Raw genomic sequence first — 16436 nt, 5'->3', positions numbered from 1 at the left:
TCTGTTCGCAACGAGAGGCTCCTTGTGTCGCTCAGCCCGTCCCGTACGTTCCCTCCGGAGATCGCCGAATCGGAGGCCCTCGTCGCGCTCGTCGAGCGCGGCCGCGAGCAGGGTCACATCAACGGTGACGACGTGCGCCAGGCCTTCGAGGCCGGCCGCATCCCGGTGGACCAGTGGAAGCGGGTCCTGCGCAGCCTGAACCAGGTCCTGGACGAGGAGGGTGTGGCGCTGCACGTCAGCGCCGCCCCCGCCACGAAGGCTGCCGCGAAGAAGCCCCGCAAGGCGGCCGCCGCGCCCACCCGCACCGTGACGAAGAAGGCGGCCGCCGCGCCGCGCCCCATCGGTGCCCGCAAGGCCTCGGCCACCAGCGCGGTCCCCGCCACCGCGGCGCCGATATCCACGTCGCCGGCCGCGGCCACCGAGGACGAGGTGGCGGCCGGTGCCGTCGCCGAGCCGAAGAAGCGGACGGTCAAGAAGACCGCCGCGAAGAAGACCGCGGTGAAGAAGACCGCCGCGGCCAAGAAGACCAGCGCCAAGGACGCCGACGAGGGTGAGAACCCGGCCGCCGAGGGCGAGGACTGGGCCGCCGAGGACCTCGTCGACGACGTCGAGGAGGAGGCCCCCAAGGCCGGCGGCACCCAGGGCTTCGTCCTGTCCGACGACGACGAGGACGACGCCCCGGCACAGACGGTCATGGTGGCCGGCGCCACCGCCGACCCCGTCAAGGACTACCTGAAGCTGATCGGCAAGGTGCCGCTCCTCAACGCCGAGCAGGAGGTCGAGCTCGCCAAGCGCATCGAGGCGGGTCTCTTCTCCGAGTACAAGCTCGAAGAGGAGGAGGACCACAAGCCCGCGTTCAAGCGCGAGCTGGAGATCCTCGTCGAGGACGGCCGCCGCGCCAAGAACCACCTGCTGGAGGCCAACCTCCGCCTCGTGGTCTCGCTGGCCAAGCGCTACACCGGCCGCGGCATGCTCTTCCTGGACCTGATCCAGGAGGGCAACGTCGGTCTGATCCGCGCGGTGGAGAAGTTCGACTACACCAAGGGCTTCAAGTTCTCCACGTACGCGACCTGGTGGATCCGGCAGGCGATCACGCGTGCCATGGCCGACCAGTCGCGCACCATCCGCATCCCCGTCCACATGGTCGAGATCATCAACAAGCTCGCCCGCGTGCAGCGCCAGATGCTCCAGGACCTCGGCCGCGAGCCCACTCCGGAGGAGCTGGGCAAGGAACTCGACATGACCCCCGAGAAGGTCATCGAGGTCCAGAAGTACGGCCGCGAGCCGATCTCCCTGCACACCCCCCTGGGTGAGGAGGGCGACAGCGAGTTCGGTGACCTGATCGAGGACTCCGAGGCGGTCGTCCCGGCCGACGCGGTCTCCTTCACCTTCCTCCAGGAGCAGCTCCAGTCGATCCTGGGCACGCTCTCCGAGCGTGAGGCGGGCGTCGTCTCGATGCGCTACGGCCTGAACGACGGCCAGCCGAAGACCCTGGACGAGATCGGCCGCGTGTACGGGGTCACCCGTGAGCGCATCCGCCAGATCGAGTCCAAGACGATGTCGAAGCTGCGCCACCCGTCCCGCTCGCAGGTGCTGCGCGACTACCTCGACTAAACCGTCGGGTCGGCCGGAACGCCGCCCCCGGGCGTGAACACCCCGGGGCGGCCAGCCCGCGTCGTACGGCGCCGCGTCACGGAACACGACGCGTGCCGCCGGTACGGCGCGGGCTTCCGCGTACCCCGGGGCATCCGGTGTTCCGCCGGGGGGGGCGAGGCGGCCTTCGTTCAGTGCTCCAGGAGGTGCTTCAGCTTCTCCTCGTTGCGCGGCATCTCCCTGCGGGCGTACGGCTTGACCACGAGCGGGGCGATGACCCTGCCGATGCCGTGCCCCTCGAAGTCGAGGTCCAGGGTCACGCGCGAGCGGGTGCCGCCGCCGAGGGGTTCGACGGTGGCGCGCACGTCCCCGCGTACGGGTCCGTCGACGCCGCGCAGACGCCAGCTGTGCGGCGGGTCGAGCTCCTTGACCTCCATGGTCATCGGGAACCTGCGCCTGCCCACCCGCCGGGTGACGGCGATCTTCGAGCCGACGTGGAGGGGGGCGCCGTCGAGCGGGCGGGCGGAGACGGCGCTGTTCTGCCACTCCGGCAGGTGCCTGGGGTCCGTCATGTACGCGAAGACGTCTTCGGGACTGCGGGAGATGTCGATGCTCTCTCTGATCGCGGACATGGCGACCCCTTACTGCCCCCTGCGTGTCCTCTGTCTCCACGCTACCGCGCGGGGGTCAGGCGGTGACCCGGTGCTTTCGCGCGGACATCACGGCGTAGCAGAGGACACCCGCGAAGAGGAACAGCACGCCCTGGTAGACGGCCGCGTACCCGGAGCCGGCGACCAGCCACATCGAGAAGCCGAACGCCAGGCAGGCGAGGACGCCGTCGCGGACCAGGCGGCCGCGGTGGACGCGCTCGGGCTGCCCGGAGAGCAGGAAGTGGATCTGTGCGGCGGTGGAGAGCAGGTACGGGACGGTCGCCGTGAAGGTGGTGACCAGGACGAGGATCTCGAAGACGCCCGCCGAGCCCCACGTGTAGTTGTAGACCGTGAGGCAGGAGGCCAGGACGACGGTGACGAGTACGCCGGCCACCGGCACGCCCCGCTTCCTCTTCCCGAAGAACTTCGGGAAGAGCCCGTCGCGGGCGGCGGCGTACGGGGTCTGCGCGCTGAGCAGGGTCCAGCCGTTGAGGGCGCCGAGCATCGAGATCACGGCCGCGCAGGCGACGAGGGTGCCGCCCCAGGTGACGCCGGCCCCTCCGGCCGCGGAGAACATGGCGTCGACGGCGTCGGTGAAGGGGGCCTCGGAGGAGATCAGCTTCTCGTGGGGGACCAGGCCGAAGACGGAGAGGGTGCCCAGGAGGTAGACGGCCGCCGCGCCGACGGTGCCCAGGACCGTGGCCCGGCCGACGTTACGGGCCGGGTCGCGGACCTCGCCCGCGCTGACCGCGGCCGACTCCACGCCGAGGTAGCTGAAGAGCAGGATGGCCGCGGCGGCGGAGACCGCGCCGACGGGGCTCTGGCCGGTGGCCCGGAAGGGACCGAGGTTCGCCGGGTCGAAGAAGAACAGCCCGCCCACGGCCACCAGCAGCAGCGGGGCGAACTTCAGTACGGTGGCCACCAGTTGGACGGCGCCGACGTACCGGGTGCCGGCCAGGTTGGCGAGCGCCGGGAGCCACTGCACGGCGAGGGCGGCCAGGCACATCGTCGCCTTGTGCCCGCCGATGGCGGGGAAGAGGACGGTGAGGTAGCCGACGGCCGCCACCGCGAGGGCCGCGTTCGAGACCCAGGCGGTGATCCAGTAGCTCCAGGCCGCGAGGAAGCCGGCGAAGTCACCGAACGCGGCGCGGGCGTAGACGTACGGCCCGCCGGTCTGCGGGAGCCGCTGCGCGAGCCGGCCGAAGACGAGGGCGAGGGCGATCGCGCCGGCGGTGAGCACGCCGAAGGCGACCAGGCTGATCGTGCCGAACGGCGCCACCGAGGCGGGCAGCAGGAAGATGCCACCGCCGATGATGTTGCCCATGACCAGGCAGGTGGCGATCGGCAGGCCGAAGCGCCGGGCGTGGGGCCCGGCCGCTGCCTCGGCCGGCGCCGGGGTCGTGGCCGGTTCCGGGGTCGTGGCCGGTTCCGGGGTCGTGGCCGGTTCCGGGGTCGGGGCGGGGGTCGGGGCGGGGGTGTGCAGGGTGGAGCTCACGGGTGGTGCGCCTCGGGTGTTTCATATGCCGGACAGGTCGACATATCGTCGGGCAAGCCCAAAGCCGCACCAAATCAACGGTTTTCGTCCTGCGCGGGCACCCCTGCGGAAGGAAAGCTTCCGCCTTTTTCGTCCCTGCGCGGGGGTTCCTCCACCGGCAGCCCCGCGCGGTCCGCAACCGACCCGCCCACCGGCGGAGCCAACGGCACCTGGGGGCCGTCCGCCTCCCGCAGCCAGCGGCGCAGCACCTCGTGCACCGCCTCCGCGCCCACCAGGTCGCCGTCCGGCTCCGACAGCTCCGCCGGCCACATCAGGAACGGCCGGCCCTGCTCCCCGCCCAGGCCGCCGTGCGAGCCGATCTGCTCCTCGAAGGCGTGCACCGAACCCGTCCGCGGGTCGTACGCCGAGTTCACCATCACGTCGGCCGCGTGCGGGAAGGAATCGGTCCGGCGGACCGCCTGCGCCGCGCCCGGACCGTACCGGGCCAGCAGCTCCTCCGCCGCACCGGGCTCGTCGAGGCGGGCCACCGCCCCGCCCGGCCCCAGCACCTGCCCGTCCACCAGCAGGAACCCGATGCCCGGATGGTTGGCCAGGGTCGCCAGCAGGGCCGGGTGCGCCCGCTCGATCCGCTCCCGCGAGGCCCGGCCCGGCAGGTCCGGGAAGGAGATCAGCCCGAGGTTGCCCGACGCCAGCACCACCGGGTCCGGGCCCCGCCCGGGGTGGGCCTCCGCGCCCTCCTCCACCGGCCGGTGCAGGGCCGCGAGCACCGCCGCGCGGGCCTCGGCGCCGCTGCGGGTACGGCCGGCCCGGCGGGAGACCGGCAGCCCGCAGCCCGCCCGGACCAGGTCCCTCAGCGTCAGCCCGTAGCGGCCCAGGAAGGTCTCCCCCGGGCTCTGGCCGTGGTCCGACAGCAGCACGATCCGGTACTCCCGGGGCGCGTGCTCGGCGACACGGGCGATCAGCGCGAGGCTCCGGTCCAGCCGGGCCAGCACCCGGTCGGTGTCCCGGCCGTGCGGCCCGCAATGGTGCGCGACCTCGTCGTAGGCGACCAGGTCCGCGTAGACCGCGGCACGCCCGGCGAGCATGTCGCCGATCACCGCCGCCACGACGACGTCCCGTTCGACCACCGTCGCGAAGGCCCGGATCAGCGGGTACAGCCCACCCCGGGCCACCCGCGGCTGCTCCCTGCGCACCCGGGCCCGCACCGACTGGCCGATCTCCCGGGCGACCTCGGCGGTGAAGGACAGCGCGGTGCGCACGGCGTTGGCCGGGTCGCAGAAGTACGCGAAGTAGCCGGCGCGGGAACGGTTCGCCCGGCCCCGCCGCGCCGAGACCGACAGGACCAGGGCCAGCTGGTCGGCGCCGCCGCTGAACAGGTTGCCCCGGCTGGCCCCGTCGAGGGTCAGCAGCCCGCCGTCGCCGGTGCGCGCGATGGCCCGGCGCTGGAGTTCGGCGGCGCTGGTGGGCCGGTTGCAGACCACCACCTCGCCGGTGTCCTTCTCGTACCAGCGGAAGGCGGGCACGTCGTGGTTGGAGCCGTGCAGGATGCCGAGCTGGCTGGCGCCCGTCTGGCTGGACCAGTCGGTGCGCCAGGGCGTGATGCGGTGGCCGGCGTCCAGCCAGCCGGCCACCGTCGGCATCAGGGCGCCGTCCGCCGCGCGGCGCAGGGTCTCGTACCCGACGCCATCGAGCTGGAGGAACACCACGCCCGGCGCGCTCGCTCCGCGGCCGGGCCCGCCCTTGCCGGGCCGGCCGCGCCGTCGACGACGGCGCCGGTCCGCGAGCCGGTAGAGGCGGCGCCGGTAGGCCTCGTCGTCGCGTACGGCGAGCGCCGTCGAGGTCGCCGAGGCGACGGCGGACATGACCGCGGCCACCACCACGGCGGTCTCCGGGGCCACTTCGCCGCCGCCGGACGGGACCAGGCTGAGGGCGAGCAGCAGCAGCGAGCCGTTGAGGAAGAAGACGAGCAGGCCGAGCACGAGGGCGGGCACCAGCAGCAACGCCCGGACCAGCACCGGCCACACGAGCGCGCTCAGCAGGCCGAAGGCCCCGGCGCCCCAGGCGGCGGTCAGCCCGATGTCGGTGACGCTGTCGCCGTCACCGGACCGGAGCCGGAAGTCGGGGAGGATGCCGGCCAGCACGAGCATGGTGAGGGTGGACACCGCCCAGACGAGGATCACCCGTACCAGGGCGCTGCCCGTGGTCCGCCACCGTCCTCGCCGCACGCCGTACCGCCTCGTGTCTCCCCCGGACCCGCGCCCCGCCCGCGGTCCCGCCGCACCCTCCAGCGTCGCACAGGGCGGCGGACGCGGCCGGGTGGAGCGGGTGGCGCACGGACGTACGGGGCGGGCCGGCCGCGAGCCGGGGCGCCGGGGGCGAGGTCAGGGACGTGGGTTGCGGGGCGGGGGGGCGAGGGTTGTGGGGGCGGCGGGGCGAGGGTTGCGGGGGCGGTGGGCCGCCCGGACCTACGTGCCGTCGTAGCCGGCGGTCGGCATGGACAGGCGGCGGTGCACCTCGGCCTTCATGGCGGAGGTGTACTGCGGCTCGGCGAGCCCGGCGGTCTCCAGCCGGACGCCGCGCCGCCGGCACTCGGCGGTGAACTCCTCGACGGAGCGCAGCGCACGGGCCAGAACCCGGCGGTTGGGGGCGACGAACAGGTCGACCTGCCCGGCGTCGACGTCGCACCAGAGCCCGCAGTGGTCGGCGCGCAGTCCGTAGAACAGCAGTTCCGTCGTCACGACGTAGCCCCGTTCGGCGGCCCAGCGGGCGCACATGGCGTGCTGGCTCCGGGTGTCGACGGCGAAGGGGTCGGTGTCCAGGTCTTCGAGCGGGGCCAGGCTGGCGATCGCGGCCACGCGCAGCTCATCCATGCCGCCCGACCCTACTCCGATCCGCCGCCCGGGAGGAGGGGGCCGAGGACTTCGGTTCGGGGCGCACCGGCGGGGCAGGATCTAGGCTTTGAGGGTCCGGGGACACGACGGGGACGGGGAGGCCGGGTGCCGGTGGAGATCACCTGGTGGGGCCATGCCACGTGCACGGTCGAGGACTCCGGGGTGCGGCTGCTGACGGATCCGCTGTTCGCCCGGCGGCTCGCGCACCTGCGGCGCCGGCGCGGGGCGCTGCCGCCGCCCGAGGCGGCCGAGGCGGACGTGGTGCTGGTGTCGCACCTGCACGCCGACCACCTGCACCTGCCGTCGCTCGCCCGACTGGTGCCGGGGACCCGGCTGGTGGTGCCGGCCGGGGCGCGCCGGGCCGTGCCGGGGCTGGCACGCGTCGCGGCGGTGCGCCGGCTGGCGGTCACGGAGGTGGCTCCGGGTGACGAGGTCGGCGTACGGGCCGGCGTACGGGTCCGGGCGGTCCGGGCGCGGCACGACGGGCGGCGGCTGCCGTTCGGGCCGCATCTGGCGCCGGCGCTCGGGTACGTGGTCCACGGCTCGGTACGGACGTACTTCGCCGGGGACACCGGGCTGTTCGACGCCATGGCCGAGGAGGTCGGGCCGGTGGACGTGGCGCTGCTGCCGGTCGGCGGCTGGGGCCCGTACCTGGGGCCGGGGCACCTGGACGCAGGTCGGGCGGCGCAGGCGCTGGCCGCGCTGGCTCCGGCGGCGGCGGTGCCGGTGCACTACGGCACGTACTGGCCCATCGGGCTGGACGCGGTGCGGCCGCACGAATTCCACGCGCCGGGCGAGGAGTTCGTACGGCGGGCCCGGCGGCTGGCGCCGAAGGTGGCGGTACGGGTGCCGGGACACGGTGAACGGGTGCGGCTGCCGTGACCTGGCACGAGCCGGCGGTGACCGGGGCCGCGGTGGCGGCGGTGGTCGGGCAGGTGCCGCCGGAGACGACCCGGCAGGCGGTGGGCTACCCGGCGCTGTTCCTGCTGGTGGCGCTGGGGGCGCTGGTGCCGGTGATCCCGACGGGGGCGCTGGTGAGCACGGCGGCCGTGGTCGCGTTCCACCAGTCCCTGCCGTTCGGGCTGCTGATGGTGTTCGCGGTGGCGTCGGTGGCCGCGTTCCTCGGGGACCTGGCGCTGTACTGGCTGGGCCAGCGCGGGGTGCGGTCCCGGGGCGGCTCGCGGTGGCTGGAGACCCTGCGCGGCCGGGCGACACCGGAACGGCTCGCGCAGGCGCAGGTCGGGCTGGAGGAACACGGGGTCCTGGTCCTGGTGCTGTCCCGGCTGGTGCCGGCGGGCCGGATCCCGGTCATGCTGGCCTGTCTGCTGGCCCGGCTCCCGTTGCGCCGGTTCGCCCGCGGCGACGCCCCGGCCTGCCTCGCCTGGGCGGCGACGTACGGCCTGATCGGCATCCTGGGCGGCTCCCTGTTCTCGGAACCGTGGAAGGGCGTGGTCCTGGCGGTCGCCCTGACCCTCCTGATCAGCGCGGCCCCCGCCCTCTGGCGCCGCCTCCACCCCCACTGACCACCGGCCCTTCGCCCCCACCAACGAGGCCGGGGACCGGGGGCGACGTCCCGACTCGGCCCCGCCGGCATCCGACGCGCGGGCCCGGCGCGCGGAGTCGGAGCCCCGCCCCAGCCCCGCGGGCGTTCGAGGGGGGCCCGGGCGGCGTCCCGGCTCAGCCCCCGGGCGTTCGAGGCGGGGAGTCCGGGGGGCGGAACCCCAGCCCAGCCCCGCGGGCGTTCGAGGCAGAGGGCCGGGGGCGACGTCCCGGCTCAGCCCCGCCAGCCCTGAGGCACGGGGCCCCGGGGCGGCTGCCCCATCCCAGCCTTCGCCGGCGTTCGAGACACGGGATTCGAGGCGACCGCCCCGCCCGCGCTTGAGGCACGAGGCCCAGGGGCGGAGCCCCACCGCGCCAGCATTCGAGGCACGGAGCCCGGGGCGGCAGCCCCGCCGGCGTTCGAGGGACGAGACCCGGGGCGGCGTCCCGGCTCAGGCCCCGCCGGTGTTCGAGGCACGCGGCCGGGGGCGGAGCCCCACCCCCAGCCCCGTCGGCATTCGAGGCGGGGGCCCGGGGCGGCGTCCCGGCTCAGGCCCGCGGGCGCACTGGGCGCGGGGTCCGGGGCGGAGTCCCGGGGAACGGGGGAAGGGCGGGGAGGGGACGGCCCCGCGCAGCGGACCACCCCGTGGCCCGGCTCCGCGCAACGCGATGCCAGGGCGGAGGCCCGGGCGCTACCAGGCGCGGGAACCGCCGATCGGGAGGTCCCAGAGGTCCTCCCGCGACAGCCCGGCCCGGGCCCACGCCTCCCGCACCCGGTGCAGCGGCTCCATCACCGGCTCCGCGGACAGCACGAACGTGCCCCAGTGCATGGGCGCCATCCGCCGCGCCCCCACGTCGACGCACGCCCGGACCGCTTCCTCCGGGTCGGCGTGGACGTCGCCGAGCCACCACCTCGGCGCGTACGCCCCGATCGGCAGCAGAGCCAGCTCGATGCCCGGATGGCGGCGGCCGATCTCGCCGAACCAGTGCCCGTACCCGGTGTCGCCCGCGAAGTACACCTTCCTCGGCGTCCCGGCGGCTCCTGCGGGGGGCGCGGTGAGCACCCAACCGCCCCACAGGCTCCGGCAGGTGTCGAGCAGCGACCGCTTCGACCAGTGGTGCGCCGGGACGAAGTCGAAGCGGACGCCGCCCAGTTCCGCGGACTCCCACCAGTCGAGCTCCGTGACCCGGGTGAAGCCGCGGCGCCGGCACCAGCGGGCCAGGCCGGCCGGGACGAAGAGCGGGGTGCGGCGGGGCAGCCGCTTGAGGGTGGGGGCGTCGAGGTGGTCGTAGTGGTTGTGGCTGATCACCACCGCGTCCACCGGCGGCAGTTCCTCCCAGCGCACGCCGACGGGGGTCATCCGCGCCGGGGTGCCGAGGATGCGCCGGGACCAGACGGGGTCGGTCAGTACGGTCAGCCCGCCGACACGCAGGACCCAGCTGGCGTGGCCCGCCCAGGTGGCGCAGAGCGTGCCGGGGACTGCGGCGGGCAGCGGGGCGGGGGCGTACGGCAGGTCGGGGATGCCGCGGAGCCCGTCGGGGCCGGGACGGAAGGCGCCCTCGCGGGCGAGCCGGGCGTAGGCGCGGATGCCGGGCAGCGGGGTGGTGAGCCGGTCGGCGAAGGACCGCGGCCAGCTCCGCACCTCCCCCAGGGGCCTCGGCGCACCCGGAGCCGGTGCGGGTCCGCCGGGGGCGGGCGCCACGGCTGCGCCCCCCGCCCGACCGTGACCCGGCCCGCCGGGCCCCGCGACCACCGCGGCCGAAGCCGGGCCGCCAGGGCCAGAGGCGAAAGCCCCACCCGGCCAGGTGGAGCCCGGACCGGTCGCCGGCCCGCGGCCCGCAACCGCCGCGGCCGAAGCCGGGCCGCCAGGGCCGGGGGCGGGGCCCGGACCGGACGCGGGAGCGGGGGCGGGGGATGCCGGGGGCGGGGCTGCGGGGGCCGGGGGTGGGGCTGCGGGGGCCGGGGTCAGGCGGCGGACGCCCTGGTCGCGGGTCGGCGCAGCGGGGTCGGGGCGGGCGGGTCCCGGGGCCGGAGCCGGCCTCCGGCCGGGGGCCGCCAGGTCGGGGGGTTGCGTCTGGTCCCTCATCTGGAACTCTCCGTTCACCGCACTGCGGGTTGCCGTCAGGAGGTCAGGCTCAGGTCAGGTCAGCCCGGCCAGGACCGATCCGAGGAGGTCCAGGGAGCGTCGTACGTGCGGGAGGACGAGGGGGTCGCGAACCGTCAGCGCGGCGAGCCGCTCCTGCGGGGTGGCGCCGAGCAGCGGGCCGGTCGACAGGCGCACCCGCAGCGCGCCCAGTTCGTCCGCGAAGCGCTGTCCGCCCGGGGTGGGGGCGCCGAGCCGGCCGCCGAGGTAGTCCTCCAGTTCCATCGCGTCGCGGACCCCCTGCCGGGCCAGCCCGGCGCGCAGCGGGCCCAGGTCGGCGTACAGGTGGCGGCCGGCCTGGGGCGGCCGGGCGAGTGCGCCGGCGGCCAGCAGCTCCCGGTGGGCGGCGGCGGCGATCACGCCGTGCAGTGCGGCCGCGGCGTGGGCGCGGCCGGCGACGGCGTCGGGTTCGTCGAGGGCGTGTGCGGCGGCCGCGGCGACCGGGCCGGCGACCGTGGCGCCGGTCGCGGTGAGGACGTCGAGGGTGCGGGCCCGCAGCCAGGTGCCGCGCGGGGTTCCGGGGAAGCGGACCACCGCGGCGGGCCACCCGGCGGGCAGCAGCGCGCCGGACAGGTCGAGCAGGACCGCGGCCTGGTCGGGCAGCATCTCGGCCGGGCTGAGCACGAGGGTGTCGTGCGGCCGGTGGACGGTGTCGCGCCAGCTCTCGTCGCTGACGACGAACAGACCGGCGTCCCCCGCGGCCTCGCACGCCTCGCGCAGCATTTCGGGCGGCGGCACGGTCGCCGTCGGGTCGTCGGCGACCGACAGGATCAGTATGCGCGGGTCGCCGCCCTCGGCCCGCACCCGTCGGACGGTTTCCAGCAGGGCGTACGGGTCCGGAATGCCGCCGCATTCGGCGGGGGTCGGCACGTGGTAGGCCCGCCGTCCCAGCAGCCGGACCTGAGGGGTCCACCAGGCGGGGCACGGCCGGGGCAGCATCACGTCGCCCCCGTACGCGCCGAGGAGGGCCAGGAGCAGGGCGGGCCCGCCGGGCCCGGCGGCCACGTTCTCCGGATCGGTGGGCAGCCCCCGCCTCGCCCAGTGCCGGCAGGCGGCCTCGCGTGCGGACAGCCCGCCGCCGGGGGGTTCGGGGGCGGCCCGTTCGGCCGCGGCCGCGATCACGGCGGTGAGCTCGGGGAGCGCGGGCAGGCCGGGCTCGGGCGCGGGCGGCCCGTACCGGACCGGACCTCGGCCCTCCGCCGTGCGCTGCATCCCGGACACCTCGCCCCGCCTTCCCCGGTCCGGCCCGTCCCTGCCGCCGGCCGACCATGCCCTTGTGCGACCACGCCCTTGCGAACGTGCCCTTGCGGACATGCCCTTTATACGGCGATACGCAGGGGTACGCCTGTTCTCGTCCCGGCGGTGGCGCTCCGGGGCCTCAGCCCTGCCGGCCCACCAGCGCCAGCAGCCTGGTCTGGGCGTCCGCGCCCGCCGGGACGTCCAGCGGCGCGGCGAACATCCCACTGGCCGCGAGCCCGTCGGCGTACGGCAGGACCTCCTGGAGGGCGAACTCGACGAGGCCTGCGGGGAGCCGGTCGTCGCCGCCGATGCCCCGCGCGAGGTCCCATGCGTGGACGATGCAGTCGGCGGTCTGTTCGGCGCAGTACGCCCTGCCCCGCGCGGGCCCGTACGACAGCCTGACGGTGCGGTCCAGTGCGCCGGGCGCGGCGAAGGCGGCGTGGGCTGCGGCCGCGGCCCGCTCCCAGACGCCGACCGGGTCCTCGCCGAGCACGTCGCCGGAGAACGCGTCGCCGATCTCCTCGACGGTGCGCCCCTCGGTGACCATCGGCGGGATCCACAGCTGCTCGCCGGTGACGTGGTTGACCAGGTCGCGCACGGACCATTGAGTGCAGGGGGTCGGGGCGTCCCACTGGCCGTCCCTGACGGCGCGCACCCGCGCACCGAAGAGCCGCAGGGCCTCGGCGTGCTGTTCGAGCAGCGTGTCCGGCACGTCCCTCACCGCCCTCCGCCGTGGTGCCGGCTTCCGCAGCCCACTGTCCTCGCCCGCACCGCCCCCTGCCACCGACTGGGCCGGTCTCCTTGCGACACAAGGCCATTGTCCACATTGCAAAACACGGGTCTCATATTACGAACCCATCCCCTACCGTGATCACAACGTTTCCACGACGAGGAGGAGCCGGACCATGAGCGCCAGGGAAACGGCCGTCTACACGCACGGCCACCACGAGTCCGTACTGCGCTCGCACCGCTGGCGCACCGCCGCGAACTCCGCGGCGTACCTGATCGGCGAGTTGCGGCCGGGGATGTCGCTCCTGGACGTGGGCTGCGGCCCGGGCACGATCACGGCGGACCTGGCCGAACTCGTCGCGCCGGGCGGCCGGGTGACGGCGGTCGACGCGGCGCAAGACGTACTGGAGCAGGCGGCGGAGTACGTACGGGAGCGCGGCCTGGACGGTGCGGTCACCTTCGCCACGGCGGACGTCCACGCCCTGGACTTTCCGGACGACTCCTTCGACGTGGTCCACGCCCACCAGGTGCTCCAGCACGTCGGAGACCCGGTGCAGGCCCTGCGCGAGATGCGGCGGGTGTGCCGGCCGGGCGGGATCGTGGCCGCCCGGGACGCGGACTACGCGGCCATGACCTGGTATCCGGCGGAGCCGGTCCTGGACGAGTGGCTGGGCCTGTACCGGCGGGTGGCGCGCGCGAACGGCGGCGAACCGGACGCCGGGCGCCGCCTGCTGTCCTGGGCCAGGGCGGCGGGCTTCACGCAGGTGGCCTCGTCGGCGACGGCCTGGTGCTACGCCACGCCCGAGGAGACCGCGTGGTGGTCCGCGCTGTGGGCGGACCGCACGACGGCCTCGGCGTACGCGTCCCTCGCGACGGGCGCCGGACACGCGACCCCGGACGCGCTCGCCGCCATCGCCGAGGCCTGGCGCCGCTGGGGTGCGGCCCCGGACGCCTGGTTCTCGGTCCTGAACGGCGAAATCCTGGCCCGGGCCTGACCCCGACCCGGACTTGACCCGACCCGGGCCTGACCCGACCCGGGTCTGACTCCAGGCAGGGCCTGACCCCGACCGAGCCTGGCTCCGGGCAGGGACTGACCCCGACCCGGGCCTTGAGTCCGGGCAGGGCCTGACCCCGACCCGGGCCTGACCCCGGGCAGCCTGCCGGCCCGGGCAGCCTGCCGGCCCGGGCGGCCCTACAGCGGAGGGCGCATGCGGAAGTTGTACGAAGGGGGCAGCGGGCGGTCCGTCACGCGCGTCCAGACCTCCGAGAGGATCTCGTCGCCCTCGCGGAGATCGGGCAGTTCGAAGCCCTCCTCGAACACCCGCCGGGCCGCGCCCACATGACCCTCCGCCGCCAGCAGCCGGGCCGCCAGCAGCCGGAACCGGCCCTCCTCCCGGAGCGCCGGCCGCAGCCGGTCCCACACCGCCCGGGCCGCCGGCAGCCGGCCCGCGGCCAGCAGCGCCGTCATCGCCTCCCGCCCCAGGGCCGACTCGGCGGCCGTCCAGGACCGGCCGCCCCGGCTCTCCTCGGCCAGGTCCTCGAAGGCCTCGGCGAACCGCTGCGCCGCCCTCTCGGGGTCACCGGCCAGGGCGTCCGCCACCGCCAGGCAGCGCAGCAGCGGCCACCGCGAGGGGGCCAGCGCCAGGCCGCGCTCCCAGCTGCGCACCGCCTGCGCCACGTCCCCGGCGTGCCACTGGGCCACGCCCAGGTGGTACTCGGTCAGCGGCTCCGCCGGGGCCGTCTCCAGCATGTCCCGCCAGTGCGGGGCGACCAGGCTGGGCCCCGGCGGCGCGACCCGCCGCGGGGTGGGGAAGACGCCGGTGCGCCAGAGCTCCAGCCAGGGCGCCTGGTCCTCGCCGAGCCCCGACTCCGGGAAGGGGGTGCCGGGCAGCTTGTGCCCGCCGCACAGCACCTCCAGCGCGCCCCATCCGGACCCGGTGGCCAGCCGTTCCCCCGGTTCGGTGTCGGCGGCGCGGCCGCGCCACGCCTCGTACGCCTCCTCGACCCGCTCCGGGGGCAGGGCGGCGGCCAGGGCCGTCTGCGCGGCGGACCGGGCGGCCGCCCAGTCGGGGCCGTGCACCGTCGCCGGGTCCGCGGACAGCGGCCCGTACGCCTCCAGCCAGCTGAACTCCGCCCCCGCCTCCAGCCGCACGTGCTCCAGCTGGGTGCGGGCAAGGCCGGCCTGGATCTCGGCGTAGCCGCCGGAGCCGGGCTCGGTCAGCCACTCCTGCCAGCGCCGGCCGCCCTCCGCCGCGCCCCAGACGAACAGCTTGCGCCCGCGCAGCCGGGCCGTGGACGTCTGGACGAGCCCGTGCCCCCCTTCGTCCAGCGAGGCGATCCAGGGCCGGGCCCCGTCCGGGACCTCGTAGAAGAAGTCGGCCGGATAGGTGCTGCCCAGCGGGTACGTGCGGTCCTCGCCCTCCCACCGCGGTACGGGGATGCGCCGCAGCGCGCGCTCGTACCCGAAGTGCCAGGCCTCGTCGGCGGGGGCGAGCACCCGCGTGCCCGAGTTCTCCGGGACGGCGGTGTTGGACCACCAGTACACGGGGGCGGGGCGTTCGTGCGGGTTGCGGACGCGGACGCCGACGTAGAGGAACTCCGAGTCCCCCGGCAGCCACAGGTCCACCTGGAACGGGAGGTCGCGCAGCCGTTCCCACTCCCAGAGACGGACCATGACGCCCCCGTCGGGCGCCGGTACGAGCGCCGCGTGCAGCGGGGCGCAGGACAGGGTGGTGTGCCCGGTGGCACCGATGTTCCACTCGATGCCGCCCGAGAACCAGGCGCCGTTGAGCGCGAAGTTGGCCGGCTGGAACACCGGGTTCCGGTAGAGCAGTTCACGGCCGGTGGGCAGGTGCACGAGCGAGTGGACCCGGCCGCCGAACCCGGGCAGCACGGTGACGCGCAGGTGCGCGTTCTCTATGACGACGGCCTCGAACTCCGCGTCCTGCCTGCGCCGTTGGTAGCCGTCCAGCAGCCGGACGGGCAGCAGTGAGCGCAGCGGCTCGTACCCGACCTGCCGGGCCATGTCGCGCGGGAGTCCCTCGCGCGTGCGCTCGTCCAGGGTGTGCACGTCGGCAGGCGCACACAGGACGGGCAGCGGGTTCTCGGGCCCCAAGGAAGCTGCGGGCAGGGTCAGTACGGCACGGCGGACGGTGGTGGCCATGCAGGAAATGGAACACGCCACCGCGGCCGGTGCACAGGGGTTCTGCGGATCACCACCGGTCAGGATTACGCAAAGCCCTGGCCGAAGCGCTACACGAACGCGCCCGTGATCAGGTCCGCGAGCAGCGCCGCGGACCGCCCGTCCGGGTCGAGGTCCGGATCGTAGACGGTGACGTTGAGGCCGACGCAGCGGGGGGAGCCCACCAGAACGGAGAGCAGTGCGGCGAGTTCGCCGGGGAGCAGGCCGCCGGGTTCGGGGCTGTCGACGGCGGGCATCACGTCCGGGTCGAGCACGTCGGCGTCGAGGTGGACCCAGAACCCGTCGGTGTCCGGCGGGTGGAGGCCGTCCAGCGCGGCGCGGGCCACGGCGGCGGCGCCGCGGGCCCGGATGTCCCCGACGGTGGCCGTGGAGATCCCCGCGGCGCGCAGCTCGGGCAGGTCCTCGTCGCCGTCGCGCAGCCCGAAGAGCCGTACGTCCTCGTCCCGCAGGTAGGGCCCGCGCCCCTCCAGGTCGGCGAGGTCGGCCTGGCCGCGGCCGGTGGCGAGGGCGAGTTCCTCCCCGGCGGCCGCGCCGACCGGCCCGTTGACGGCTTCGTTGCCGGGGTGGCGGAAGTCGGCGGAGCCGTCGATCGCGGCCAGTCCGTACCGTCCGACGCGGCGCATGGCGAGACTGGCGCCGAGCTGGATCGAGCAGTCACCACCGAGGACGACGGGGAACTCGCCTGCGCGCAGGTGCTTTTCGATCCGGTCGGCGAGGGCGACGGTGTAGGCGGCGAGGGGCCCGGCATGGAAGACCCCGTCGCCCTCCCGCCAGTCGCCGCGGTCGTAGCGCGGCGGCACGACCACTCCGCCCTCTCGGGCGCCGAGCCTGCTCAGCAGGCCCTGCTCGCGCAGGGCGCCCGCCAGTTTGTAGACGCCGGGGACGGTGGCGGGTGCGGGCGGGCGCAGGCCCAGGTTGGACGGGGCGTCGAGGAGAACCAGGCTTCGCATCTCC

Annotated in this window: 13 protein-coding genes; 4 read left to right on the top strand and 9 right to left on the bottom strand. The window is 75.6% G+C overall.

Annotation, left to right across the window (positions count from 1 at the left end):
* The first annotated feature begins 24 nt into the window (after window positions 1-24).
* Window positions 25-1614: an RNA polymerase sigma factor gene (locus ACIPK4_RS35390; protein ID WP_054221530.1), complete on the top strand. Its 1590-nt coding sequence runs from the start codon at window positions 25-27 to the stop codon at window positions 1612-1614.
* 170 nt (window positions 1615-1784) lie between these two features.
* Here the strand turns inward: ACIPK4_RS35390 and ACIPK4_RS35385 are convergent, their stop codons facing one another.
* From ACIPK4_RS35385 to ACIPK4_RS35370, 4 genes are all read right to left on the bottom strand, one after another.
* Entirely contained in the window at window positions 1785-2225 is a 441-nt protein-coding gene (locus ACIPK4_RS35385) for an SRPBCC family protein (RefSeq protein ID WP_402320737.1), read from the bottom strand.
* A gap of 55 nt (window positions 2226-2280) precedes the next feature.
* A complete protein-coding gene (locus ACIPK4_RS35380; RefSeq protein ID WP_402320856.1) occupies window positions 2281-3726 on the bottom strand; it encodes an amino acid permease in 1446 nt (481 codons plus the stop codon).
* Window positions 3727-3812: 86 nt separating this feature from the next.
* Window positions 3813-5963 carry an alkaline phosphatase family protein gene (locus ACIPK4_RS35375; protein ID WP_402320734.1) on the bottom strand — a complete coding sequence of 717 codons (2151 nt, stop codon included), beginning with the start codon at window positions 5961-5963 and terminating at the stop codon, window positions 3813-3815.
* A gap of 240 nt (window positions 5964-6203) precedes the next feature.
* Window positions 6204-6608 carry a hypothetical protein gene (locus ACIPK4_RS35370; RefSeq protein WP_054221527.1) on the bottom strand — a complete coding sequence of 135 codons (405 nt, stop codon included), beginning with the start codon at window positions 6606-6608 and terminating at the stop codon, window positions 6204-6206.
* 126 nt (window positions 6609-6734) lie between these two features.
* Here ACIPK4_RS35370 and ACIPK4_RS35365 point away from each other — a divergent pair, with 126 nt between their 5' ends.
* The gene (locus tag ACIPK4_RS35365) at window positions 6735-7511 is read left to right on the top strand and encodes an MBL fold metallo-hydrolase (protein WP_402320729.1); all 777 of its coding nucleotides are present in this window, start codon (window positions 6735-6737) and stop codon (window positions 7509-7511) included.
* Window positions 7508-8152, top strand: a complete 645-nt coding sequence (locus tag ACIPK4_RS35360) for a DedA family protein (RefSeq protein ID WP_402320726.1) — start codon at window positions 7508-7510, stop codon at window positions 8150-8152. Before ACIPK4_RS35365 ends, ACIPK4_RS35360 begins: the two co-directional genes overlap by 4 nt.
* A gap of 708 nt (window positions 8153-8860) precedes the next feature.
* Here ACIPK4_RS35360 and ACIPK4_RS35355 read toward each other — a convergent pair.
* The 3 genes from ACIPK4_RS35355 to ACIPK4_RS35345 all read right to left on the bottom strand — a co-directional run bounded on the left by ACIPK4_RS35355 (window position 8861) and on the right by ACIPK4_RS35345 (window position 12263).
* Complete coding sequence (locus ACIPK4_RS35355) at window positions 8861-9871, bottom strand: MBL fold metallo-hydrolase (protein ID WP_402320723.1); 1011 nt, start codon at window positions 9869-9871, stop codon at window positions 8861-8863.
* Between the two features lie 438 nt (window positions 9872-10309).
* A complete protein-coding gene (locus ACIPK4_RS35350) occupies window positions 10310-11524 on the bottom strand; it encodes an aminotransferase class I/II-fold pyridoxal phosphate-dependent enzyme (RefSeq protein WP_402320720.1) in 1215 nt (404 codons plus the stop codon).
* 166 nt (window positions 11525-11690) lie between these two features.
* The gene (locus ACIPK4_RS35345) at window positions 11691-12263 is read right to left on the bottom strand and encodes a TIGR03086 family metal-binding protein (protein WP_402320717.1); all 573 of its coding nucleotides are present in this window, start codon (window positions 12261-12263) and stop codon (window positions 11691-11693) included.
* A 193-nt stretch (window positions 12264-12456) separates the two neighbouring features.
* On the opposite strand from ACIPK4_RS35345, the gene ACIPK4_RS35340 reads away from it, so the two are divergent.
* On the top strand, window positions 12457-13275 hold the full coding sequence (locus tag ACIPK4_RS35340) for a methyltransferase domain-containing protein (protein ID WP_402320714.1): 819 nt from the start codon (window positions 12457-12459) through the stop codon (window positions 13273-13275).
* A 197-nt stretch (window positions 13276-13472) separates the two neighbouring features.
* Here ACIPK4_RS35340 and ACIPK4_RS35335 read toward each other — a convergent pair whose 3' ends face one another.
* Window positions 13473-15443 carry a DUF5107 domain-containing protein gene (locus ACIPK4_RS35335; protein ID WP_402320711.1) on the bottom strand — a complete coding sequence of 657 codons (1971 nt, stop codon included), beginning with the start codon at window positions 15441-15443 and terminating at the stop codon, window positions 13473-13475.
* Between the two features lie 89 nt (window positions 15444-15532).
* On the bottom strand, window positions 15533-16432 hold the full coding sequence (locus tag ACIPK4_RS35330) for an arginase family protein (protein WP_402320708.1): 900 nt from the start codon (window positions 16430-16432) through the stop codon (window positions 15533-15535).
* Between the last annotated feature and the right edge of the window lie 4 nt (window positions 16433-16436).

This window comes from Streptomyces sp. NPDC086989, from assembly GCF_044745505.1.
GTDB lineage: Bacteria > Actinomycetota > Actinomycetes > Streptomycetales > Streptomycetaceae > Streptomyces.
Note: the sequence above shows the minus strand (reverse complement) of the source record. Positions and strands in the feature narration are given on the sequence as shown.

What these genes read in the sequence shown, in the direction of transcription:
- ACIPK4_RS35330 (WP_402320708.1), bottom strand. Translation starts at nt 16,432, where the DNA reads ATGCGAAGCCTGGTTCTCCTCGACGCCCCGTCCAACCTGGGCCTGCGC.
- ACIPK4_RS35385 (WP_402320737.1), bottom strand. Translation starts at nt 2,225, where the DNA reads ATGTCCGCGATCAGAGAGAGCATCGACATCTCCCGCAGTCCCGAAGAC.
- ACIPK4_RS35335 (WP_402320711.1), bottom strand. Translation starts at nt 15,443, where the DNA reads ATGGCCACCACCGTCCGCCGTGCCGTACTGACCCTGCCCGCAGCTTCC.
- ACIPK4_RS35350 (WP_402320720.1), bottom strand. Translation starts at nt 11,524, where the DNA reads ATGCAGCGCACGGCGGAGGGCCGAGGTCCGGTCCGGTACGGGCCGCCC.
- ACIPK4_RS35370 (WP_054221527.1), bottom strand. Translation starts at nt 6,608, where the DNA reads ATGGATGAGCTGCGCGTGGCCGCGATCGCCAGCCTGGCCCCGCTCGAA.
- ACIPK4_RS35340 (WP_402320714.1), top strand. Translation starts at nt 12,457, where the DNA reads ATGAGCGCCAGGGAAACGGCCGTCTACACGCACGGCCACCACGAGTCC.